Genomic DNA, 20,651 nt, shown 5'->3' on the forward strand with positions numbered 1-20,651 from the left:
CCTCCTTCGAGGGAAGCCGCCCCGCCCGGTGCCGTACACCGGGGTCCTACGACCCCAGGATCGTCGTCAGGAACTCACCCGTCCACGCCAGCAGTTCGCGGCCCACCACCGGCTTGCCGCCGATCTTGCCCGTGGTGGGGCGGGGGACCAGGATCTGGTGGGTGGGGGCCTTGATCACCGTACGGGGGTAGAGGCGCTTGAGGCGCAGCTCCTGCGACTCGCGCAGTTCCACCGGGGCGAAGCGGATGTTCGGGCCCTGGAGGACGATCTCGCCGACGCCGCACGCGCGGGCCAGCATGCGCAGGCCGGCCACCAGGAGGAGGTTCTCGACCGGTTCCGGCAGCTTGCCGTAGCGGTCGGTGAGTTCCTCGCGGACCGCCTTGATGTCCTCCTCCGAGTTCGCGGAGGCGATGGCCCGGTACGCCTGGAGGCGCAGCCGCTCGCCCGGCGCGTAGTCGTGCGGGACGTGCGCGTCGACCGGGAGCTCGATCTTGACCTCCAGCGGCGGCTCCTCCTCCACACCGCCCTCCAGGGAGGCGCGGTAGTCGGCGACCGCCTCGCCCACCATGCGTACGTACAGGTCGAAACCGACGCCCGCGATGTGGCCGGACTGCTCGCCGCCCAGCAGGTTGCCCGCGCCGCGGATCTCCAGGTCCTTCATGGCGACGTACATGCCGGCGCCCATCTCGGTGTGCTGGGCGATCGTCGCGAGGCGCTCGTGGGCGGTCTCGGTGAGCGGCTTCTCCGGCGGGTAGAGGAAGTACGCGTACCCCCGCTCGCGGCCACGGCCGACCCGGCCGCGCAGCTGGTGGAGCTGGGACAGGCCGAAGTTGTCGCCGCGCTCGACGATCAGGGTGTTGGCGTTGGAGATGTCGATGCCCGACTCCACGATGGTGGTGGAGACCAGGACGTCGAACTTCTTCTCCCAGAAGTCCACGACGACCTGTTCCAGGGCCTGTTCGGTCATCTGGCCGTGGGCGATCGCGATCCGGGCCTCGGGGACGATGTCCCGCAGCCGGGCCGCCGCGCGGTCGATCGACTCGACCCGGTTGTGGATGTAGAAGACCTGGCCCTCGCGCAGCAGCTCACGGCGGATCGCCGCGCCGATCTGCTTCTCCTCGTACGGGCCGACGAAGGTGAGGACCGGGTGCCGCTCCTCCGGGGGCGTGGTGATGGTCGACATCTCACGGATGCCGGTCACCGCCATCTCCAGCGTCCGGGGGATGGGGGTGGCGGACATGGTGAGCACGTCGACGTTGGCGCGGAGCTTCTTCAGCTGCTCCTTGTGCTCGACACCGAACCGCTGCTCCTCGTCGACGACGACCAGACCCAGGTCCTTGAACTTGGTCTCGGAGGAGAACAGCCGGTGCGTACCGATGACGATGTCGACCGAGCCGTCCTTCAGGCCCTCCAGCGTCGCCTTCGCCTCCGAGTCGCTCTGGAAGCGGGACAGGGCGCGGACGACGACCGGGAACTGCGAGTACCGCTCGGAGAACGTGCCGAAGTGCTGCTGGACGAGGAGCGTGGTGGGCACGAGGACCGCGACCTGCTTGCCGTCCTGCACCGCCTTGAACGCGGCGCGCACGGCGATCTCCGTCTTGCCGTAGCCGACGTCGCCGCAGACCAGGCGGTCCATGGGGACCGTCTTCTCCATGTCCTCCTTCACCTCGGCGATGGTGGACAGCTGGTCGGGGGTCTCCGCGTACGGGAAGGCGTCCTCCAGCTCCCGCTGCCAGGGGGTGTCCGGGCCGAAGGCGTGGCCGGGGGCGGCCATGCGGGCGCTGTACAGCTTGATCAGGTCGGCGGCGATCTCCTTGACCGCCTTCTTGGCGCGCGCCTTGGTCTTGGTCCAGTCGGCGCCGCCGAGCCGGTGCAGCGTGGGCGCCTCGCCACCGACGTACTTGGTGACCTGCTCCAGCTGGTCGGTGGGGATGTACAGGCGGTCGCCGGGCTGGCCGCGCTTGGCGGGGGCGTACTCGACGAGCAAGTACTCGCGGGTGGCGCCCTGGACGGTGCGCTGCACCATCTCGATGTAGCGGCCCACACCGTGCTGCTCGTGGACGATGTAGTCGCCGGTCTCCAGGGTGAGCGGGTCGATCGTCTTGCGGCGCCGCGTCGGCATCCGCTGGCCGTCCTTGCCGGCCGCCTTCTGGCCCGACAGGTCGGTCTCGGTGAGGACGGCGAGCTTGAGGGCCGGGTCGACGAAGCCGTACTCGATCGAGCCGCACGCCACGTGGACGACCGACGGCGAGATACTGGTCAGGTCGGCGTCGAGGCGGGCCGCGATGCCCTCGCCGCCCAGCACCTCGACCGTGCGGGCCGCCGGGCCGTGCGCCTCGGTGACGTACACCGTGCGCCAGCCGTCCGCCAGCCAGCCCTTGGTGTCGGCGAGGGCTCTCGCGGTGTCGCCGCGGTACGACTCCGGGGCGTGCATGCCCAGCTTGAACGTGTCGTCGGACAGTTCCTCGTCGGCGGCGAACGGCGACACCGACCACCACATCATGCCCAGCTCGCGCGCCCGGTCCCGGACGTCCGCGATGCCCCACAGCGACGCCGCGCCGACGTCGATCGGCGCCTCGCCGCCACCGGCCGTCGCCGCCCATGAGGCGTGCAGGAACTCCTGGGAGGTGGCCACCAGGTCGGCGGCCCGGGTGCGGACCCGCTCCGGGTCGCACACCACGGCCATGGAGCCCTTGGGCAGCACGTCCAGCAGCAGCTCCATGTCGTCCACGAGGACCGGGGCGAGGGACTCCATGCCCTCCACCGCGATGCCCTCGGCGATCTTGCCGAGCAGGTCGCCCAGCTCGGGGTGGGCCTCCGCCAGGGCCGCCGCCCGCGCCTTCACGGACTCCGTCAGCAGCAGCTCACGGCACGGCGGCGCCCACAGGCCGTGCTCGGCGACCTCCAGGGACCGCTGGTCGGCCACCTTGAAGTACCGGATCTCCTCGACGTCGTCGCCCCAGAACTCGATCCGGAGCGGGTGCTCCTCGGTCGGCGGGAAGACGTCGAGGATCCCGCCGCGCACCGCGAACTCGCCGCGCTTCTCGACCAGCTCCACGCGCGCGTACGCGGCGGCGGCCAGGCCCTCCACGATGTCGTTCAGGTCCGCCTGCTGCCCCGTGCGCAGCGACACCGGCTCCAGGTCGCCCAGGCCCTTGACCTGCGGCTGGAGCACGGAGCGTACGGGCGCGACGACGATCTGGACGGGGCCGGTCGCCGGGTCGTCCGCCGACGGGTGGGCGAGGCGGCGCAGCACGGCCAGGCGGCGGCCCACGGTGTCGGAGCGGGGCGAGAGGCGCTCGTGCGGCAGCGTCTCCCACGACGGGTACTCCACGACCGCGTCCGGGTCCAGCAGGCTGCGCAGGGCGGCCGCCAGGTCCTCCGCCTCCCGGCCGGTCGCCGTCACGGCGAGCACCGGGCGGCCGGCGTCCCGGGCCAGCGCGGCGAGCGCGAAGGGGCGCGCGGCGGGCGGACCGACCAGGTCGACATGGGCCCGGTGGCCATCGGCGGCGGCCTTCACCGCGGCGGCGAGGGCGGGGTCCTTGACGACGGCGTCGAGCAGACCGTGCAAGCTCATGAAGGCTTCCATCCGGGGGGTGGGCAACGCGAAGGGCCCGACACGTCTCACGGGCCGGGGGTTCCCAGCGTACGACGTCGGTCCGACACCCGCCCCCGAAACCTCTCCCGCCCCACGAACCACCCCACGAAACGTCCGAAAATTCGTGCGGCACAGTGTCAACCGGGACCGGCCCCCCGGACGTATACGCCATGAGACCTGTCCGACCCACCGGGTCCCGCACCCCGTAAGCGACCCCAAGGAGCCCCTCACCCATGCGTGGAGCCGTCCTCGCCCCGCCCGCCGACGGCACCGAGCCGATCCGAATACCCGGCGCGCGCCGCCCGTCCGCGCCGCCCGGAACCCGGCGGCGCACCTGGGCGGACCGCGCGCCGTACCTCCTCGCGCTCGCGCTGTTCGCCGCGTACGCGACCCTCTCCGTGCTGCGCCACCGCCGCATGGAGACCCGCTCCTGGGACCTCGGCATCTTCGAGCAGGCCGTCCGCGGCTACGCCCACCTCCAGGCCCCGGTCGCCGACCTCAAGGGCCCCGGCACCCACATCCTCGGCGACCACTTCAGCCCCGTCACCGCCCTCCTCGCCCCCGCCTACCGGCTCTTCCCCACCCCCATCACCCTCCTCGTCGCCCAGGCCGCGCTGTTCGCGCTCGCCGCGATACCCGTCACCCGGGCCGCCTCCCGCCTGCTGGGCCGGGCGTCCGGCCTGGCGATCGGCATCGCGTACGGACTGTCCTGGGGCATCCAGCGGGCGGTCGACTTCGACTTCCACGAGATCTGCTTCGCCGTCCCGCTGATCGCCTTCTCGCTCGAAGCCCTCCTGCGCCGGCGGTGGCGCGCCGCCCTCCTCTGGGCGGTGCCGCTCGTCCTGGTCAAGGAGGACCTGGGCGTCACCCTCACCGCGATCGCCCTGGTCGTGGCCTGGCGGGCCCGCCGCGACTCTCCCCGCGCCGCCCTGTACGCGATCGGCGTCGCCGTCCTGGGCGCGGCCGCCACGCTCCTCACCCTCACCGCCGTCATCCCCGCCTTCAACACCACGGGCGGCTACGACTACTGGACCAAGGTCGACGACGGCCCCTCGCCCTTCGCCGGAGCCGACACCAAGCTGCGCACCCTCGCGTGGCTGCTGCTGCCCACCACCGGGCTGCTCGCCGTCCGCTCCCCCCTGCTGCTGGCCGGCGCGCCCACCCTGGGCTGGCGGTTCCTGTCCGGCGACGACCACTACTGGTCCACCGACTGGCACTACAGCGCCGTCCTGATGCCCGTCCTGTTCCTCGCCCTCGCCGACGCCGCCGACACCGCGCGCCGCAGCCCGCGCCCCTGGCTGCGTAGGTACGCCGACCGGCTGCCCGCCTGCGCCGCCGCGGCCGCGCTCGCCCTCACCACCTCGCTGCCCCTGGCGACGCTCACCGAGGCCGCCACCTACCGCAAGGCGCCGCGGGTCGTCGCGGCAGAGGAGCTCCTCGCCCGTGTCCCCGACGGGGCGACGGTCGAGGCGAACGTCGGGCCGATCAGCCGCCTGGCCGGCCGGTGCCGTGTCATGTGGGTCGGCGACACCCGGGGCGTGACCCCCGACTGGATCGCGCTCGACAACTCCTCCGGCTGGGTCCGCGACGCCCACGCCTACGCCCGGCAGCTCCACCCGGACGCCCGCTACCGCGTGGCCGGCGAGGCCGGCGGCTACCTCCTGCTGGAGCGCCGCACCTGACCCCCGGGCCTGCCGGCCGCGGCGCCCCATGGCACCTCACGCCCCACCCGGTGCGGCGCACCCCAGTGGCACCTCCCGCCCCCACCCGGGGGCGGCGCACCCCGTGACGCCTCACACCCCCGCATGGAATGCTGCTCCATACATGCATCCGAAGATGCCCAGGGGGGAACGTGAGCGGCACCGCCGGCCGAGCAGACCGCGCCGAGGACGGCGCCACCCCCCGCCCGCCCGGCCGTCCGGACCTCGCCGCCGCACCCCGGGGGCGCGGACCGGTCGTCGCGGCGCTCATGATGGGCATGGCCCTCGTCGCCCTCGACGGCACCATCGTCGCCACCGCCGTACCGCAGATCGTCGGCGACCTCGGCGGGCTCTCCGTCTTCTCCTGGCTCTTCTCCGGCTACCTGCTCGCCGTGACCGTCACCCTCCCCGTGTACGGCAAGCTCTGCGACACCTTCGGCCGCAAACCCGTCCTGATCGCCGGCACGGTCCTGTTCCTCATCGGCTCCCTGCTGTGCGCCGCCGCGTGGAGCATGCCCTCCCTCATCGCCTTCCGGATCGTCCAGGGACTGGGCGGCGGCGCGTTGCAGGGCACCGTGCAGACCCTCGCGGCCGACCTGTACCCGCTCAAGGAACGCCCCAGGATCCAGGCCCGGCTCTCCACGGTCTGGGCGACGTCCTCGGTGGCCGGACCGGCCCTCGGCGGACTGCTCGCCGGATACGCGGACTGGCGCTGGATCTTCCTGGTCAACCTCCCCGTCGGCGGCCTCGCCCTCTGGCTGATCGTCCGCCACCTCGTCGAACCGGCCCGCGCCCGGACGAAGGTCCGTGTCGACTGGCCGGGCGCTCTCGCGATCTTCACCACCGGTACGTTGCTGCTGACCGCCCTCGTCCAGGGCGGCGTGGCCTGGCCCTGGCTCTCCGCCCCCTCCCTGGCGCTGTTCGGGGGCGCGGCGGTCCTCATGGCCGTCACCGTCCTGATCGAGCGCCGCGCCGCCGAGCCGATCATCCCCGGCTGGGTCTGGCGCCGCCGCACCATAGCGGCGGTCAACCTCTCCCTCGGCGCGCTGGGCCTGCTGATGGCCGCACCGACGGTGTTCCTGCCCACGTACGCCCAGTCGGTCCTGGGCCTGGGCCCCATCGCCGCCGGCTTCGTCCTGTCCGCGATGACCCTGTCCTGGCCGATCAGCGCGGCCTTCTCCAACCGCGTCTACAGCCGCGTCGGCTTCCGGCTCACCGCCGTCACCGGCATGACGCTCGCCGTCCTGGTCCTGCTGGCCTTCCCACTCCTGCCCTACCCGGGCGAACCGTGGCAGCCGGCCCTCATCATGCTGCTCCTGGGCGCCGGCCTCGGCCTCTTCCAACTCCCCCTCATCGTGGGCGTCCAGTCCACCGTCCCCTGGTCCGAACGCGGCACCACCACCGCGTCCGTCCTCTTCTGCCGCCAGGTCGGCCAGAGCCTGGGCGCGGCACTCTTCGGCGCCATCGCCAACGCCGTCCTCGCCACCCGCCTCACCGAGGGCGGCCTCGACGACCCCGGCACGCTCACCCCCACGGCCGTGGACGCCGCGGTGGAGTACGTGTACGTCGGCGCCGCGGCGGCCGGGGCCCTGGCGATCGTGGTCCTCCTCACCCTGGCCCCGCGCCGCTTCCCCGTCCTCACGGACGACGACCGCCCGGCCTAGGCCGGGTCCGAACGCCCCGTCAGCGCCGCCAGGCTGCTGCGCACGTGGGCCATGTGCGCCCGCACCTCGTCGCGGGCCGTCTCGTGCTCCCGCAGGATCCGCTCCGTCTCCCGCGCCACCCGCTCGGCCCGCAGCCGTGCCTCCCCCAGCAGCGTCCCGGCCCGCGCGTCCGCCTCCTCCTGGCCGTGCCGCGCCTGCTCGGCCGCCTGCGCCAGGGCACGCTCCGCCTGGGCCAGGCGCGCCTCGGCCGCGCCGGTCAACTCCCCGTGCCGCGCCGCCAGTTCCGCTTCCCGCCCGGCCACCTCACGCTCCGCCGCCTCCCAGCGCTCGGCGTGCCGGGCCTCCTGCTCGGCCAGCAGCCGCTCCGCGCGCTCCCGGGCCTCCCGCAGCGCGGCCAGCCCCTCGCCCCGCCGCTCCTCGGCCTCGGCGAGCGCGCCCGCCCGGAGCTCCCCGGCCGTGCGCCGCGCCGCCGCGAGGGTCTCCTCCGCCCGTGCCTCGGCCCGGCCCCGTACCTCCTGGGCCGCCTCGCGCGCCGCGTCCCGCACCGACCGGGCCGCCGCCTCGGCCTCGTCCGCCAGGCGCCGCGCCTCCTCCAGCGCGTCCGCCCGCAGCGCGCCGGCCTCCTCCTCCGCGAGCGCGAGGATCTCCCGCGCACGGCGGCTCAGCGTCTCGTACCGCTGCGGCGGCAACTCCGCCACGAACGCCCGCAGCCGCGCCGCCTCCGCCGCCGCCTCCTCGGCGCGTACGGCCAGCTCGTCCGCCCGGCGCAGCGCGGCGTTCCGCTCCTCCTCCAGACCCGCGACGGCCCGGTCCACCTGCTCGGTCCGGTAACCGCGCCCCCATACGACAGAGAAACCGCTCATGACTGACGCCCCTTTCCCCGGTCCAGGATGCAACAACCCGTACCGATGGAAAGGGGCGCCCATGCGCCAAGCTCAGGCCTAAAGCAGCCCGTCCCACATCTGCTCCAGCAGCACCGACCACCAGCTCTCCGGCGACGACAGCGCCGCCGGGTCCAGCATCGCCAACTGCGCCTGGAAATCGACCGTCCAGCGGCCCGCCTGCTCCGGGGACAGCCCGAACCGCAGCCGCCACATCCGGCCCAGCAGCCCCAGGCACCGGGTGAACTCCGGCAGCCCGCTGTTGACGAACTGCGGCGCCACCGGCCGCCCGTCCGGGCCCGCCTCCACCGGCACGGCCACGATGTGCGCCGTCCCGTACTGCACGCAGATCGCCCGCCCGAAGTCCGACCCGATCACCAGGTACGAGCCCGCGTCGGACGCCGGCTGCACCTGCCGCTGCGCGGCCAGCTCGGCCAGCGTCGGCACCACCGGCTGGGCCGGCTGCGCCCAGAAGAACGGCCCGAAGTCCGCCGGCAGGCCCGCCCACACCAGCGTGCGCGCCACCAGCTCCGGCACGCCCTGCCGCGACACGGCCCGCTGGTCGAACCGGCAGATCCCCTGCGGCCCGAAGGCCCCCACCAGCTCCTGCGCGATGCCCTCCGGCGGAACCGGCGGCGCCGGCTGCACCGGCGGCAACGGCACCCGCAGCGGCGCGGGGCGCGCCGGACCGTCGGCCACCTGGTGCAACTCGCCCTGGTGGGCGATCAGTTGCCGCATGCCCTGCTGACGGCTCGCATGGTCACGCCCGTACGGGGCGATCGACGTGATCCGCGCCTGCGGCCACGTCTCCCGGATCATCCGGGCGCAGTAACCGCCGGGCAGCTCGCACGACTCCAGCTCGGTGTGCAGCTCCAGCACCTGCTGCGGCGGCACGTTCATCGCGCGCAGCTCGTGCAGGATCTGCCACTCGGGGTGCGGCGTGCCGGGCGCCGAACGACGGATCAGCTGGGCCTCGGAACCGTCGGGCGCGCGGTAGCGCAGCACCGCCTGGTAGCCGGGGCCCACGGTCGGCATCCCGGTGGGCGGCGCCTGCGGATAGCCGTACGCGGGCGGAGCCGGAGCGGGCGGAGCGGGAGCCGGAGGCGGCAGCGGACCGGGCGCACCGCCCGGACCCGGCTGGGCCAGCATCGTCGCGGCATGGTGCACCCCACCACCCGGGACGCCGGGAGGCGCCGGAGGCGGCGGCGTGCCGGGACCACCCGGCGCGCCGGGAGGACCGGGCGGGGGCGGCGTCCCCGGACCCGGCTGGGCGAGCATCGTCGCCGCGTGGTGCACCCCGCCACCCGGAGGCGGCGTCGCGCCCGGAGGAGCCGGAGGCGGCGGCGTACCGGGACCACCCGGCCCACCCGGACCGGGCTGCGCCAGCATCGTCGCCGCGTGGTGCACCCCACCGCCCGGAGGCGGCGTCGCGCCCGGAGGCGGCGGAGGTGCCGGCGGCCCGGGCGGAGGCGTGGCGTCCGGCGGGAGCTGCGAGACCAGCTGCGTCGGTACGTATCCCCCGGCCGGTGCCCCGGGCGCACCCGGGCCCGAAGCGGGCGGCCGTGCGCCCGGAGTGCCCGGCGCACCGGGCGGCGGCGGAGTCGTCGGCCCGGTGCCGCGCGAGGGCCTCGCGCCACGCGGCGGCAGGGTGGCCTTGCTCGTCGCGGCGTCCGCGATGTCGCCCGCCGCCGGACCGGCCTGCGGGTCGAGGGCGGGCGCGATGGCGGTACGCGGCAACTGGCTGCCGCCCGACATCAGCGCGGTCGGCGCGTCCGCGCCCACCGCGGGCGGCGGTGTGTCGTCGTCGTCCGACCCGGACAGCGGCGGCGCGAACACGGTCGCGGGCAGCGGTACGGAGGCGTCGTCACGGCCACCACCGGGGGCGTTCACGTCGCTCCACGGCGCGGAGGCGGGCACCCCGTCCGGCGTGGTCGGCTCGTGGTCCCCGGGCGCGGCCGGCCAGACGGCGGCTTCGACGGAGGACCCGCCGCCCGACGTCGCCGAGTCGGGGGGCACCGGAGCGGACGAGGCCGGCACCGCGTCCGCCGAAGCGACAGGCACCGCGTCGGTCGGCACCGCGTCGGCGGGAGCCGGCGCGCCCGGCTCCCCACCGGCGCCGGGGACGCCCCCACCGGAAGTGCCCCCACCCCCGGAACGCCGGTCCGGAATACCCAGCTTGTCCGCCGCGTCCTGCAACCACTCCGGCGGAGTCAGCAGGAACGACGTCTGGTTCAGGTCGATCCGCTCCGGCGCCTCCGCCGCGGGAGCCGGCGCACTCGCGGGCGCCCCGTACTCCTCCTCGTACCGGCGGATCACCTCACCCACCGGCAGGCCCGGCCACAACGTGGCCTCGCCACTGTCCCGGGCGATCACCAGCCGCTGACGGCCACCGTCCGACGTCGGGCCGGTCTCCCGGTCCTCCGCCCACGCCACGAACCCCAGCTCGAACTCCCGCACCCGCACCTCACGGTGCTGATACGCGGGAACGTCACCGTTGACCCACTCTTCCGCCCGCTCCTGGGCCTGCGCGAACGTCACCATCGAAAGCTCACTCCCCCACCGGAACGGCCCGCGCGAAGCCGCCGTCCACCATCAGGTTCGCCACGGTCTCCAGCTCCGGCGGATTGCCGGCCAGCCGCTGGAGGAACTCGTCGAAGTCCGCCCCGCACGGCAGCAGCAGCCGCTCCACCCGGTCCTGCACCGTCAAACCGTCCTGATCCCGCGCGTCGTCGTACGCGCAGAACCACACCGACCCCACGTCACCGCCGCCCCGCACCTTCACCGCCAGCAGACCGCCCTGCACGAAGGCCACACCCAGGTAGTCCTTCGTCAGGTGATCACGCAGACACTTGTTGACGTACATCAGGTCGTTGACCGCCGCCTCGTCGCGCACCGTGAAGAACGGCTGGTCGACCAGCAGCCCCAGCTCCGCGTCGAGCGCGGCGCCGACCGGCGCACAGCCCCCCGCCGCCTTCAGGAACGACCGGTACGCCTCCGGAAGCCGGTAGCCCAGGTCCTCCTCCACACCCTGCAACTGCGCCTCGGTCACCGACAGCGCACCCTTCGGCAGTCCGAAATGCGCCGGACGGGTCTCCTGCAACGGGCGCGTACCGCGCTTGCCGTGGTCCACCGCGGCCGTCGCCAGCCCACCGTGGTGCCGCAGCAGCGCCTTCACCTCCACCGGAACCAGCTCCATGCGCCGTGTACCGGCCACGTGGTGCCACGTCCACCCGTGCGGCGTCGCCACCGCGGGGACCGTGTCCCACAGCTCGTGCCCCGTCGCGGACAGCGCGGCGTTCGCGGACACGTAGTCCGTCAGCCGCAGCTCGTCCACGCCGAAGCCCTCCGGCGGCTCGGCGATCTCCGCGGCCGCACGCGCGTACGGCGAGAAGACCGGGTGACCGTTCCCGTCCACCCGCACCCCACCGGGATACCGGGCGGCCCGGACCGGGTCCGGGAAGTGCACGACCTGCCCGGCGTAGGCCGCGTTCGGTGGCGCGGCGATCTGCTGCCCGAGCCGACCTGTCGTCATGGCGGATGCCCCCTGCTGCTGCTGGCTGGTCCGCACAGCCTATGCGGTGGCCCGACAGGGGGAACCCGCCCTCCGTTTCGGTGACCACCCGTCACACTCAGGTGACCCATTGACGATCACACGACACACCGATCACACGTTTCAGCGCCCCCGCTTCCCCATCAGCTCACCCATTTGGCAGGCTGTCCCACGCAACTCGGGGGATTGCAGAGGGGACGACACGCATCATGCAGGCAGCGCGACCAGGCACAACGCCCACCACCGGCGACCCACGTCTCAGCTGGAGCAGCACCGGCCCCAATCTCACGCCCATACTCCGGCACCGCCGCGACGGCATCCTGCCCACCGTCGGAGCAGCACTCTCCGTACGCGGCGAGACCCTCACGTGCACCGCCGGCCGCGGCGACCGGCCACCCGCCCTGCACCCCCTCGTACAGGATTTCCTCGACACCCTCACCAGCGGCCAACGCGAACGCTTCACCGGCCGCTGCCCCGAGGCGATCCTCCTCTCGCGCCACCTCACCGCCACCGAGGCGGGCCGCTCCAAACGCGCCCAGCGCAAACCCCTCAGCCAGGGCGAAGCCCGCCGCTCCCTCAAGAACGCCAAGATCACCGCCCGCCGCATCCGCGAGGACGGCGACCCCCTCCACGGCAGCTACGCCGCCCCCTGCCGCTCCTGCGCCGCCCTCCTCGCCCACTTCGGCGTACGCTCCGTCGACCCGACCACCGCCCAGAACGGCTGACCGCACGCACATGCCCGACCTGAACACCACTCGCTTCCCCGTCGCCGTCGACGCAGCCCTCAGGGAAGCGGGCTGGCAGCCCGGCCGCTGGGACATCAAACAAGCCGAACAATGGGCCGACGCCCTGCGCGCCTACGTCTCACCCGCCGGCCACCGGCACAGCGTCTTCCCCGCCGCCGTCGAAGCCTGGGCCGAATTCGGCGGCCTCCGCATCACCGCCCCGGGACCCGGCCGCCAGATCGCCCCCGTACCGGTCCACCTCGACCCCCTCGCCGGACTCCACCACGCCCGCAGCCTCGCCGACCTCGGCCGGGCCCTCGGCACCGAAATGGCCCCACTGGGCGAAGAGGCCGACAACCGGGCCGTCCTCGCCATCGACGCCGAAGGCCGCGTCTACAGCCTCGACCACGCCGGCGACTGGTTCCTCGGCCCCGGCATCGACCACGCACTCGCCGCCCTCGTCACCGGCGCCCAGCCGGCCCGCCTCACCTCGACCTGAGCCGCCTCCTCGAGCAGCCTCAGGCAGCCTCGACCGGCAGCACCGCCGACACCTTGAAACCACCCTCGTCGGTCGGCCCCGACACGAACACCCCGCCCAGCGCCGTCACCCGCTCCCGCATCCCCACCAGACCATTGCCCCCACTCGGCAGGCCCGCGTCCGCCACCATCCCGTCCGACGGCCCGTTCTCCACCTGCATCGCCACCTCACCCTCCCGATGCGCGAGCCGCACCACCACCTTCGCGCCCGGCGCGTGCTTGTGGACGTTCGTCAGCCCCTCCTGCACCACCCGGTACGCCGTCCGCTCCACCGCCTTCCCACACGGCTGCGCCTCGCCCATCACCTGCAACTCCACCGCCATCCCCGCCTGCCGGGACTGCTCCACCAACTCCTCCACCGCGTCCAGACACGGCCCGTCCTCAGCCGCGTCCGCCCCCCGGCCGGCTGCGGCCGCGGCCGCAGCCCGCCCCACCGCCGCCAGCGGCACCGAACCCCGCACCGGAGCCGCGTCCCCCGCCCGCAGCACCCCCAGCATCTCCCGCAACTCGGTCAGCGCCTGCCGCCCCATGTCCCCCACCAGCGCCGCGTTCCTCGCCGCCTTCTGCGGGTCCTTCAACGCCACCGCCTGCAACGCCGCCGCGTGCACCACCATCAGACTCACCCGGTGCGCCACCACGTCGTGCATCTCCCGCGCGATCCGCGTCCGCTCCTCCGTCCGCGCCATCTGCGCCCGCTGCTCCGCACGGTCCGCCAGCAACGACAGCTCCTGCTCCAGGCTGTCCGCCCTCCCGCAAACTCTCCAGCAACCGCCGCCGCGCCCCTATGTACAGCCCGAACAGCACCGGCGGCGCGTTCATCCCGAGCGACAGGATCACCGCCATCAGCGGCACGTACCAGGGCCCGGGATCGAAGTCGGCCGACGCGATGTCCTGCCGCAGCCGCACGAACGTCACGATCAGCACCGCGGCCAGCGACATCCCCGCCAGCAGCGCGATGATCCGCCGGGGCACCTCGGACGCCGCGAGCGTGTACAGCCCGACGATCCCCATCAGGTAGCCCATCTCGGCCGGCGTGATCGCGATCGACACCAGCACCACGGCGATCGGCCACCGCCGCCGCACGACGAGCACCGCCCCCGCGACCAGCCCGAACAACACCCCCACGGGCACCGGCAGCGCGGCGTAATCCGCGAACCCGACCCCCTCGGCCGCACACTCCAGGGCCGACACGGCCCCGAGCGTCACATCCAGCACGGCGCTACGCCGCCGCCCCCACCACCACCAGCCCCGGGCGGTCATACCCGCGGGCTCCTGGTGCTCCCCCGTTGTGGTCATGTTCTCCAGCCTACGGGCGGGCGCGACCCATTTTCCGGCGAGCCGGGCAGCACAGACCGGGACGATCCGCTCGCGAAACGCACGATGATCCCTCGAACATGTGAATCGCCCACACATTCGACCTGGACGTCCGCAATCCGGACGATCCTGTCCGCGTGACCACTGCCACCGGCAAATACGCCGACTTCGAGACCCTGCGCGAGCAGGCCGTCGCGCTGCGCCGCGAAGGCCTCAGCCTCCGTCAGATCCGCGACCGCCTCGGCGTCCACAACAACGACATCCTCAACCGCTTGGTGAAAGGAGAACCGCCCCCGGACTGGACGAAGCGCCCCAACGCCAAGGACGACCTCCGGGCCAAAGCCCGAGAGCTGCGCCTCCAGGGCATGACGTACGACCAGATCCAGCTCGAGCTGGGTTGCTCGAAGAGTTCGATCTCACTGTGGGTGAGGGACCTGCCGAAGCCGGAGCCCCGGTACACCCCCGAAGAGCAAAGAGCCCTCATGAACGCCGGACTCAAGAGACTCAGAGCAGCACAGGACCAAGAGCGCGAGGCCATCAAGAGCGCGGCACACCGCGAGATCGGCAACCTGACCGACAGAGAGCTGTTCCTGATCGGCGTCGGGCTCTACTGGGCCGAAGGCCAGAAGAGCAAGCCGTACGCACGCCGGGAGCGAGCGATCTTCGTCAACAGCGATCCGGACATGATCCTGACCTTCTTGGCCTGGCTCGACCTGCTCGGAGTGGAGCGCGACCGTATCCAGTACCGGGTGATGATCCACGAAACAGCAGACGTCGATGGTGCCGAGCGCTTCTGGGCAGCCCTCGTGGGCGTGGACATCGCGTGGTTGCAGAAGACCACGCTGAAGAAGCACAACCCCAAGACGGTTCGGAAGAACGTGGGCGACGACTACTACGGGTGCCTCGTGATCCAGATCATGAAAAGCGCCGACCTGTACTGCAGCATCGAGGGTTGGTGGTCCGGGATCAATGCCGCACTACGCCGGGTCTCCGGTATGGTCTGAGCAGCCGATCCCCCGTGGTGTAACCCGGCAGCACACCAAGTTTTGGTCTTGGCAGGTCAAGGTTCGAATCCTTGCGGGGGAGCTGCTCAGTTCGGGTCCTGACCTCACGGTCAGGACCCGCCCTCATTTCCGCTCCGAAACCCCCCGGTATCCTGCGGGTGTCCACCACCCGAAGCCGAAGGGCATTCCCGTGAGCGCCAACCGCCCGGCAGCCGTCGTCGTCCTCGCAGCGGGTGAGGGCACCCGCATGAAGTCGAAGACCCCCAAGGTCCTGCATCAGATCTGCGGGCGTTCGCTCGTCGGACACGTGGTGTCGGCCGCACGCGAGCTGGATCCGCAGCACCTGTGCGTCGTCGTCGGTCACGCCCGTGAGCATGTGACCGCGCACCTCGACGAGTTCTACGCCGGTACCCGTACCGCCGTTCAGTACGAGCAGAACGGCACCGGTCACGCGGTGCGCATGGCCCTGGAGGAGCTGGGGGCCGGGGCGCTGGACGGGACCGTCGTGGTGGTGTGCGGTGACACTCCGCTGCTGTCCGGCGAGACGCTGACCGCGCTGGCGAAGACGCATGCCGCCGACGGCAATGCCGTGACCGTGCTGACCGCCGAGGTCCCGGACTCGACGGGGTACGGGCGGATCGTGCGGGATCCGGAGACGGGTGCCGTGACGGCGATCGTGGAGCACAAGGACGCCACCCCCGCGCAGCGTGCGATCCAGGAGATCAACTCCGGGGTGTTCGCGTTCGACGGGAAGCTGCTGGCGGACGCGCTGGGCAAGGTGCGGACGGACAACAGCCAGGGCGAGGAGTACCTCACGGACGTGCTGGGCATCCTGCGCGAGGCCGGGCACCGGGTCGGGGCGTCGGTGGCGGGTGATCACCGGGAGATCCTCGGCATCAACAACCGTGTGCAGCTCGCGGAGGCGCGCCGGCTGCTGAACGACCGGCTGCTGGAGCGGGCGATGATGGCCGGTGTGACGGTGGTGGACCCGGCGTCGGTGTTCGTGGACGTGACGGTGACCTTCGAGCGCGACGTCGTGGTGCATCCGAACACGGAGCTGACGGGTTCGACGCATCTGGCGGAGGACTCGGAGGTGGGTCCGAACACCCGGCTGAAGGACACGAGGGTCGGCCGGGGTGCCCGGGTGGACAACACGGTGGCGGACCGCGCGGACGTCGGTGAGGGCGCGACGGTGGGTCCGTACGCGTATCTGCGGCCCGGGACGCTGCTGGGGGCGAAGTCGAAGGCCGGTACGTACGTGGAGATGAAGAACGCCCGGGTGGGTGAGGGGTCGAAGGTCCCGCATCTGTCGTACGTCGGGGACGCGACGATCGGCGAGTACTCCAACATCGGCGCTGCGAGCGTGTTCGTGAACTATGACGGTGAGAGCAAGCACCACACGACGATCGGTTCGCACTGCCGCACCGGCTCGGACAACATGTTTGTGGCTCCTGTCACGGTCGGGGACGGCGCGTACACCGCTGCCGGCTCTGTGATCACCAAGGATGTGCCGCCGGGTTCGCTCGCTGTCGCCCGCGGCCAGCAGCGGAATATCGAGGGTTGGGTCGCTCGGAAGCGGCCCGGAAGCGCTGCCGCGCAGGCGGCTGCGACGGCCTCCGAGCAGGCTTCTCGCGAGGACTGACCGGAAACAGGTGCGTCGAACTCGGCGTACCGTGATACGTGCACACAAATTCGGCTGGTTCGCGCGAAAGTGGTCGCGGCCAGGGAACACGTCTGAGGAGACAGTGCTGTGACCGGGATCAAGACGACCGGCGAGAAGAAGCTGATGCTCTTCTCCGGCCGCGCCCACCCCGAGCTGGCCGAGGAGGTTGCGCACCAGTTGGGTGTCGGCCTCGTGCCGACGAAGGCGTTCGACTTCGCCAATGGTGAGATCTATGTCCGGTTCCAGGAGTCGGCGCGTGGTGCGGACTGCTTCTTGATGCAGAGCCACACGGCTCCCATCAACAAGTGGATCATGGAGCAGCTGATCATGATCGATGCTCTGAAGCGGGCTTCGGCCCGGAGCATCACCGTGATCATTCCGTCGTACGGGTACGCCCGGCAGGACAAGAAGCACCGCGGCCGTGAGCCCATCTCGGCCCGTCTGATCGCGGACCTGCTGAAGTGCGCGGGTGCCGACCGCATCCTCACGGTCGATCTGCACACGGACCAGATCCAGGGCTTCTTCGACGGTCCGGTGGACCACCTCTCGGCGCTGCCGGTGCTGGCGGACTACGTGGGTGCGAAGGTCGACCGGAACAAGCTGACGGTCGTCTCTCCGGACGCGGGCCGTGTGCGGGTCGCGGACCGTTGGTGCGACCGGCTGGACGCGCCGCTGGCGATCGTGCACAAGCGCCGCGACAAGGACGTCGCCAACCAGGTGACGGTGCACGAGGTCGTCGGTGAGGTCAGGGGCCGGGTGTGTGTCCTGGTCGACGACATGATCGACACGGGTGGCACGATCTGCGCCGCGGCGGAGGCGCTGTTCGCCAATGGTGCCGAGGACGTCATCGTCACCGCGACGCACGGCATCCTGTCCGGCCCGGCGGCTGACCGGCTGAAGAACTCCAAGGTCAGCGAGTTCGTGCTGACGAACACCCTGCCGACGCCGGGTGAGCTGGAGCTGGACAAGATCACGGTGCTGTCGATGGCGCCGACGATCGCCCGCGCGGTGCGTGAGGTGTTCGAGGACGGTTCGGTGACGAGCCTCTTCGAGGAGCAGGGCTGACACTGCTGTGACGAGGGCCGCTCCGACCGTGCCGGTCGGGGCGGCTTTCGCTTTCGGTTAAGCTGGTGTAGTTGCTCGGCGAGGGAGGCCGCATCCGTCACACGGTGCGGCGGTCCGTTATCGACGCGCTCTTCGTAGCAGGCCAAGTCCAGTCGTGGCCGGGTGACCCCACGACCGTTGATCCGTCTGTCACTTACGAGGAGTGCATATGTCCGAGGTGAAGCTCACCGCTTCGACCCGTACCGAGTTCGGCAAGGGCGCTGCCCGCCGCATCCGCCGCTCGAACCAGGTTCCGGGTGTTCTCTACGGCCACGGTTCCGACCCGATCCACCTGACGCTGCCGGGTCACGAGCTGCTGCTGGCGCTGCGTACGCCGAACGTCCTGATCTCCCTGGACATCGACGGCAAGTCCAACGAGCTGGCGATCCCGAAGGACGTGCAGCGTGACCCGCTGAAGGGCTTCCTGGAGCACGTCGACCTGCAGCTCGTCCAGCGTGGCGAGAAGGTCCACGTGGAGATCCCGGTTCTCACCGAGGGCGAGCTGGCCGCGGGTGGCAACCTGCTGGAGCACGTCCTGAACGCGCTGCCGGTCGAGGCCGAGGCCACCCACATCCCCGAGTCGGTCACGGTCTCCGTCGAGGGCCTGGAGGCCGGTGCCTCCGTCCTGGCGAAGGACATCCCGCTGCCGAAGGGCACCACGCTCACCGTCGAGGGCGACACCGTCGTCCTTCAGGTCCTGGCCGCGCAGGCCGAGGAGCCGGCGGGCGAGGCCGCCGAGGGCGAAGAGGCCGCCGAGGCCTGAGCCGTCCTGGGCTCTGCTTGACGGGGTGGCGGGCTGCGGCCCGCCACCCCGTTTCCCTGTTCTGTGTACGTGTACGCATGCGAGGAGACTGACGACATGACCACGGCGACGGATGCCGGCGCTCCCTGGCTGGTGGTGGGCCTGGGCAACCCGGGGCCGGAGTACGCCGCGAACCGGCACAATGTCGGGTTCATGGTGGCCGACCTCCTCGCGGAGCGGATCGGTGGGAAGTTCAAGCGGGCGGGCAAGGCGCAGGCGCAGGTCGTCGAGGGCCGTATCGGTCCTCCGGGGCCGGCGAACCGCCGGGTGATCCTGGCGAAGCCGATGTCGTACATGAACCTGTCGGGCGGTCCGGTGACGGCGCTGCGGGACTTCTACAAGGTACCGACGGCGCACATCGTGGCGGTCCATGACGAGCTGGACATCGACTACGGGATGCTGCGGCTGAAGCTGGGTGGCGGGGACAACGGGCACAACGGTCTGAAGTCGATGACGAAGGCGATGGGTTCGGACTATCACCGGGTGCGGTTCGGGATCGGGCGCCCGCCGGGCCGGATGCAGGTCGCCGATTTCGTGCTGAAGGACTTCTCGTCGGTGGAGCGCAAGGAGCTGGACTACTTGGTGGACCGGGCGGCGGACGCGGTGGAGTGCCTGGTGACCGAGGGTCTGGAGCGGGCGCAGTCGGCGTACAACTCGTAGCGGTGTCCGGCCGGAATTGACCGGGTGCGGTCATGTGCCAGAGGATCGCGCCCCATGAGCAAGAAGCGGACTTCAGCCCTCCCGTACGCCCGTGGTGCCGCCATGGCGCTGGTCGCGCTGTTGCTGGTGGTGGCGGGTGTGTGGGCGTCATGGGGTACGGCGCAGCATGTGCTGCTGTCGAAGGGTCGTGAACACGGCACGCTGACGGTCACGGGGTGTTCGGCGGACGTGTGCACGGGGCGGTACGACCCGGAGGGGCCGGCGGGACCGCGTACGGACATGACGATCGACCGTTCGGTGGCGGTGGAGAGTGGTGGCCGCTATCGGGTGGTGGTGAAGCCGGACACGACGGAGCTGGTGCGTACGGGGTGGTCGGGCGGGCTGCACGCGTGGCTGCCGCTCGGTGGGGCGTTGTTGCTGGCGGCGTTGGTGATCGGCGGGGGGATGCGGTTGCCGCGGCTGGCGTGGGCGTCGGCGTCGGTGGGTGGGGCGTTGCTGGTGGGGACGTTCTTCGCGTTGTGACGCCGGGCGGAGCTGCCTCCGACCGAAGTGGAATGGGGCATTCACTCAATCGTTATGCGGATGACCGGGTCTGTGGTGCCGGGTGTCTTGACGGGGTTCAGTCAGCCACACGAAGCTTCAGCCGCCCCCCACGGCCCCCCTCCCCCAATCTCACGTTGGACTGCCCATGCGCATTCTCACGCCCAGCATGCTGCTGGTGACGGCTGCGGCCTGCTCCCTTCTGCTCCCCCACACCGCCTCGGCCACCCCTCCCGGCGACAACGGCACCGTGAAGATCCACGATGCCGCGACCGGTGAGGAGCTCCGCAAGAACGAACCGCACGTCTGCGCCTTCTACCTCGATGCCTTCGGTTTCGATGCCGGGCAGGAGGTGGAGTGGAGCATCGAGTCCTGGGCGCCGACCGCCGGTGTGAAGGGCGAGGAGGTCGAGGCAGGTTCCCTGACGCTCGACGCCTCGGGCCATGGACGGAGCGAGGACCTGTCCCTGCCGGACGGTCACTACAAGCTGTTCTGGACCTTCGACGGCGAGCACGGCCGTGCCAAGCACAAGGTGTTCTGGTCGGCGTGCGACGCGGAACCGGGCGGGCCGGAGCCGGTCGGCGCGGAACCCGGTGGTTCCAAGCCGGGCGACGCGGAACCGGGCGGCGCGGAACCCGGTGGCTCCACGCCGGACGAGCGGCCCTCCACCGAGGCGTCCCCCGCCGGAAACGCCCCCGGGACCGCCCCCGGGACCGCCCCGGGGAACCCCGGAAACGCTCCCGCCGCCAACGGCTCCGCCGAGGGGGACCTCGCCGAGACCGGCAGCTCCGCCCCCGTCGGCATCCTCGCGGCCGTCGCGGCCGCGCTCCTCGCGGGCGGCGCCTTCCTGGTGGCCCGCCTCGGGAAGGCCAAGAAGCAGCCCTGACCCCGGCGACGTACGAGGGGGCG

At 72.1% G+C, this 20,651-nt stretch carries 15 protein-coding genes, 1 tRNA gene and 1 pseudogene; 12 read left to right on the forward strand and 5 right to left on the reverse strand.

What is annotated here, in order from left to right; genetic code table 11:
• Positions 1-46: 46 nt before the first annotated feature.
• Positions 47-3,577, reverse strand: a complete 3,531-nt coding sequence (gene mfd, locus ABT360_RS09120; protein ID WP_351813042.1) for a transcription-repair coupling factor — start codon at positions 3,575-3,577, stop codon at positions 47-49.
• 254 nt (positions 3,578-3,831) lie between these two features.
• Between mfd and ABT360_RS09125 the strand changes: the two genes are divergently transcribed.
• Positions 3,832-5,280 carry a DUF2079 domain-containing protein gene (locus tag ABT360_RS09125; protein ID WP_351813045.1) on the forward strand — a complete coding sequence of 483 codons (1,449 nt, stop codon included), beginning with the start codon at positions 3,832-3,834 and terminating at the stop codon, positions 5,278-5,280.
• Between the two features lie 128 nt (positions 5,281-5,408).
• On the forward strand, positions 5,409-6,962 hold the full coding sequence (locus tag ABT360_RS09130; protein ID WP_444852200.1) for an MFS transporter: 1,554 nt from the start codon (positions 5,409-5,411) through the stop codon (positions 6,960-6,962).
• Here the strand turns inward: ABT360_RS09130 and ABT360_RS09135 are convergent.
• The 3 genes from ABT360_RS09135 to ABT360_RS09145 all read right to left on the reverse strand — a co-directional run bounded on the left by ABT360_RS09135 (position 6,959) and on the right by ABT360_RS09145 (position 11,375).
• Positions 6,959-7,825 (reverse strand): cellulose-binding protein, encoded by an 867-nt coding sequence (locus ABT360_RS09135; RefSeq protein WP_351813051.1) that lies wholly within the window; start codon positions 7,823-7,825, stop codon positions 6,959-6,961. The genes ABT360_RS09130 and ABT360_RS09135 overlap by 4 nt on opposite strands.
• Positions 7,826-7,903: 78 nt before the next feature.
• Positions 7,904-10,384, reverse strand: coding sequence for an SUKH-4 family immunity protein (locus tag ABT360_RS09140; RefSeq protein WP_351813054.1), 2,481 nt, complete (start codon positions 10,382-10,384; stop codon positions 7,904-7,906).
• 7 nt (positions 10,385-10,391) lie between these two features.
• Positions 10,392-11,375, reverse strand: a complete 984-nt coding sequence (locus ABT360_RS09145; protein ID WP_351813057.1) for an SMI1/KNR4 family protein — start codon at positions 11,373-11,375, stop codon at positions 10,392-10,394.
• 227 nt (positions 11,376-11,602) lie between these two features.
• Here ABT360_RS09145 and ABT360_RS09150 point away from each other — a divergent pair, with 227 nt between their 5' ends.
• Positions 11,603-12,118: a YwqJ-related putative deaminase gene (locus tag ABT360_RS09150; protein WP_351813060.1), complete on the forward strand. Its 516-nt coding sequence runs from the start codon at positions 11,603-11,605 to the stop codon at positions 12,116-12,118.
• A gap of 10 nt (positions 12,119-12,128) precedes the next feature.
• Entirely contained in the window at positions 12,129-12,617 is a 489-nt protein-coding gene (locus ABT360_RS09155; protein WP_351813062.1) for an SUKH-3 domain-containing protein, read from the forward strand.
• Positions 12,618-12,636: 19 nt separating this feature from the next.
• Here ABT360_RS09155 and ABT360_RS09160 read toward each other — a convergent pair.
• Positions 12,637-13,951: pseudogene (locus ABT360_RS09160) on the reverse strand (sensor histidine kinase).
• Positions 13,952-14,106: 155 nt separating this feature from the next.
• Between ABT360_RS09160 and ABT360_RS09165 the strand changes: the two are divergent.
• From ABT360_RS09165 to ABT360_RS09200, 8 genes are all read left to right on the forward strand, one after another.
• A complete protein-coding gene (locus ABT360_RS09165) occupies positions 14,107-14,973 on the forward strand; it encodes a hypothetical protein (protein WP_351813065.1) in 867 nt (288 codons plus the stop codon).
• An 8-nt stretch (positions 14,974-14,981) separates the two neighbouring features.
• A tRNA-Gln gene (locus ABT360_RS09170) sits at positions 14,982-15,055 on the forward strand.
• 108 nt (positions 15,056-15,163) lie between these two features.
• The gene (gene glmU, locus ABT360_RS09175; RefSeq protein ID WP_351813068.1) at positions 15,164-16,615 is read left to right on the forward strand and encodes a bifunctional UDP-N-acetylglucosamine diphosphorylase/glucosamine-1-phosphate N-acetyltransferase GlmU; all 1,452 of its coding nucleotides are present in this window, start codon (positions 15,164-15,166) and stop codon (positions 16,613-16,615) included.
• 108 nt (positions 16,616-16,723) lie between these two features.
• On the forward strand, positions 16,724-17,701 hold the full coding sequence (locus tag ABT360_RS09180) for a ribose-phosphate diphosphokinase (protein WP_351813071.1): 978 nt from the start codon (positions 16,724-16,726) through the stop codon (positions 17,699-17,701).
• 208 nt (positions 17,702-17,909) lie between these two features.
• Positions 17,910-18,503 (forward strand): 50S ribosomal protein L25/general stress protein Ctc, encoded by a 594-nt coding sequence (locus ABT360_RS09185; protein ID WP_351813074.1) that lies wholly within the window; start codon positions 17,910-17,912, stop codon positions 18,501-18,503.
• A gap of 96 nt (positions 18,504-18,599) precedes the next feature.
• A complete protein-coding gene (gene pth, locus ABT360_RS09190) occupies positions 18,600-19,202 on the forward strand; it encodes an aminoacyl-tRNA hydrolase (RefSeq protein ID WP_351813077.1) in 603 nt (200 codons plus the stop codon).
• A 54-nt stretch (positions 19,203-19,256) separates the two neighbouring features.
• Positions 19,257-19,724 (forward strand): hypothetical protein, encoded by a 468-nt coding sequence (locus ABT360_RS09195; RefSeq protein WP_351813080.1) that lies wholly within the window; start codon positions 19,257-19,259, stop codon positions 19,722-19,724.
• Between the two features lie 166 nt (positions 19,725-19,890).
• Positions 19,891-20,628: a hypothetical protein gene (locus ABT360_RS09200; protein ID WP_351813083.1), complete on the forward strand. Its 738-nt coding sequence runs from the start codon at positions 19,891-19,893 to the stop codon at positions 20,626-20,628.
• The last annotated feature ends 23 nt before the right edge of the window (positions 20,629-20,651 follow it).

The organism is Streptomyces sp. NPDC000229, from assembly GCF_040300825.1.
GTDB lineage: Bacteria > Actinomycetota > Actinomycetes > Streptomycetales > Streptomycetaceae > Streptomyces.

Bases quoted from the DNA above. Each gene is read 5' to 3' on its own strand.
- mfd (WP_351813042.1), bottom strand. From the start codon at position 3,577: ATGAGCTTGCACGGTCTGCTCGACGCCGTCGTCAAGGACCCCGCCCTC.
- ABT360_RS09125 (WP_351813045.1), top strand. From the start codon at position 3,832: ATGCGTGGAGCCGTCCTCGCCCCGCCCGCCGACGGCACCGAGCCGATC.
- ABT360_RS09130 (WP_444852200.1), top strand. From the start codon at position 5,409: ATGCTGCTCCATACATGCATCCGAAGATGCCCAGGGGGGAACGTGAGC.
- ABT360_RS09135 (WP_351813051.1), bottom strand. From the start codon at position 7,825: ATGAGCGGTTTCTCTGTCGTATGGGGGCGCGGTTACCGGACCGAGCAG.
- ABT360_RS09140 (WP_351813054.1), bottom strand. From the start codon at position 10,384: ATGGTGACGTTCGCGCAGGCCCAGGAGCGGGCGGAAGAGTGGGTCAAC.
- ABT360_RS09145 (WP_351813057.1), bottom strand. From the start codon at position 11,375: ATGACGACAGGTCGGCTCGGGCAGCAGATCGCCGCGCCACCGAACGCG.
- ABT360_RS09150 (WP_351813060.1), top strand. From the start codon at position 11,603: ATGCAGGCAGCGCGACCAGGCACAACGCCCACCACCGGCGACCCACGT.
- ABT360_RS09155 (WP_351813062.1), top strand. From the start codon at position 12,129: ATGCCCGACCTGAACACCACTCGCTTCCCCGTCGCCGTCGACGCAGCC.
- ABT360_RS09185 (WP_351813074.1), top strand. From the start codon at position 17,910: ATGTCCGAGGTGAAGCTCACCGCTTCGACCCGTACCGAGTTCGGCAAG.
- pth (WP_351813077.1), top strand. From the start codon at position 18,600: ATGACCACGGCGACGGATGCCGGCGCTCCCTGGCTGGTGGTGGGCCTG.
- ABT360_RS09195 (WP_351813080.1), top strand. From the start codon at position 19,257: ATGAGCAAGAAGCGGACTTCAGCCCTCCCGTACGCCCGTGGTGCCGCC.
- ABT360_RS09200 (WP_351813083.1), top strand. From the start codon at position 19,891: ATGCGCATTCTCACGCCCAGCATGCTGCTGGTGACGGCTGCGGCCTGC.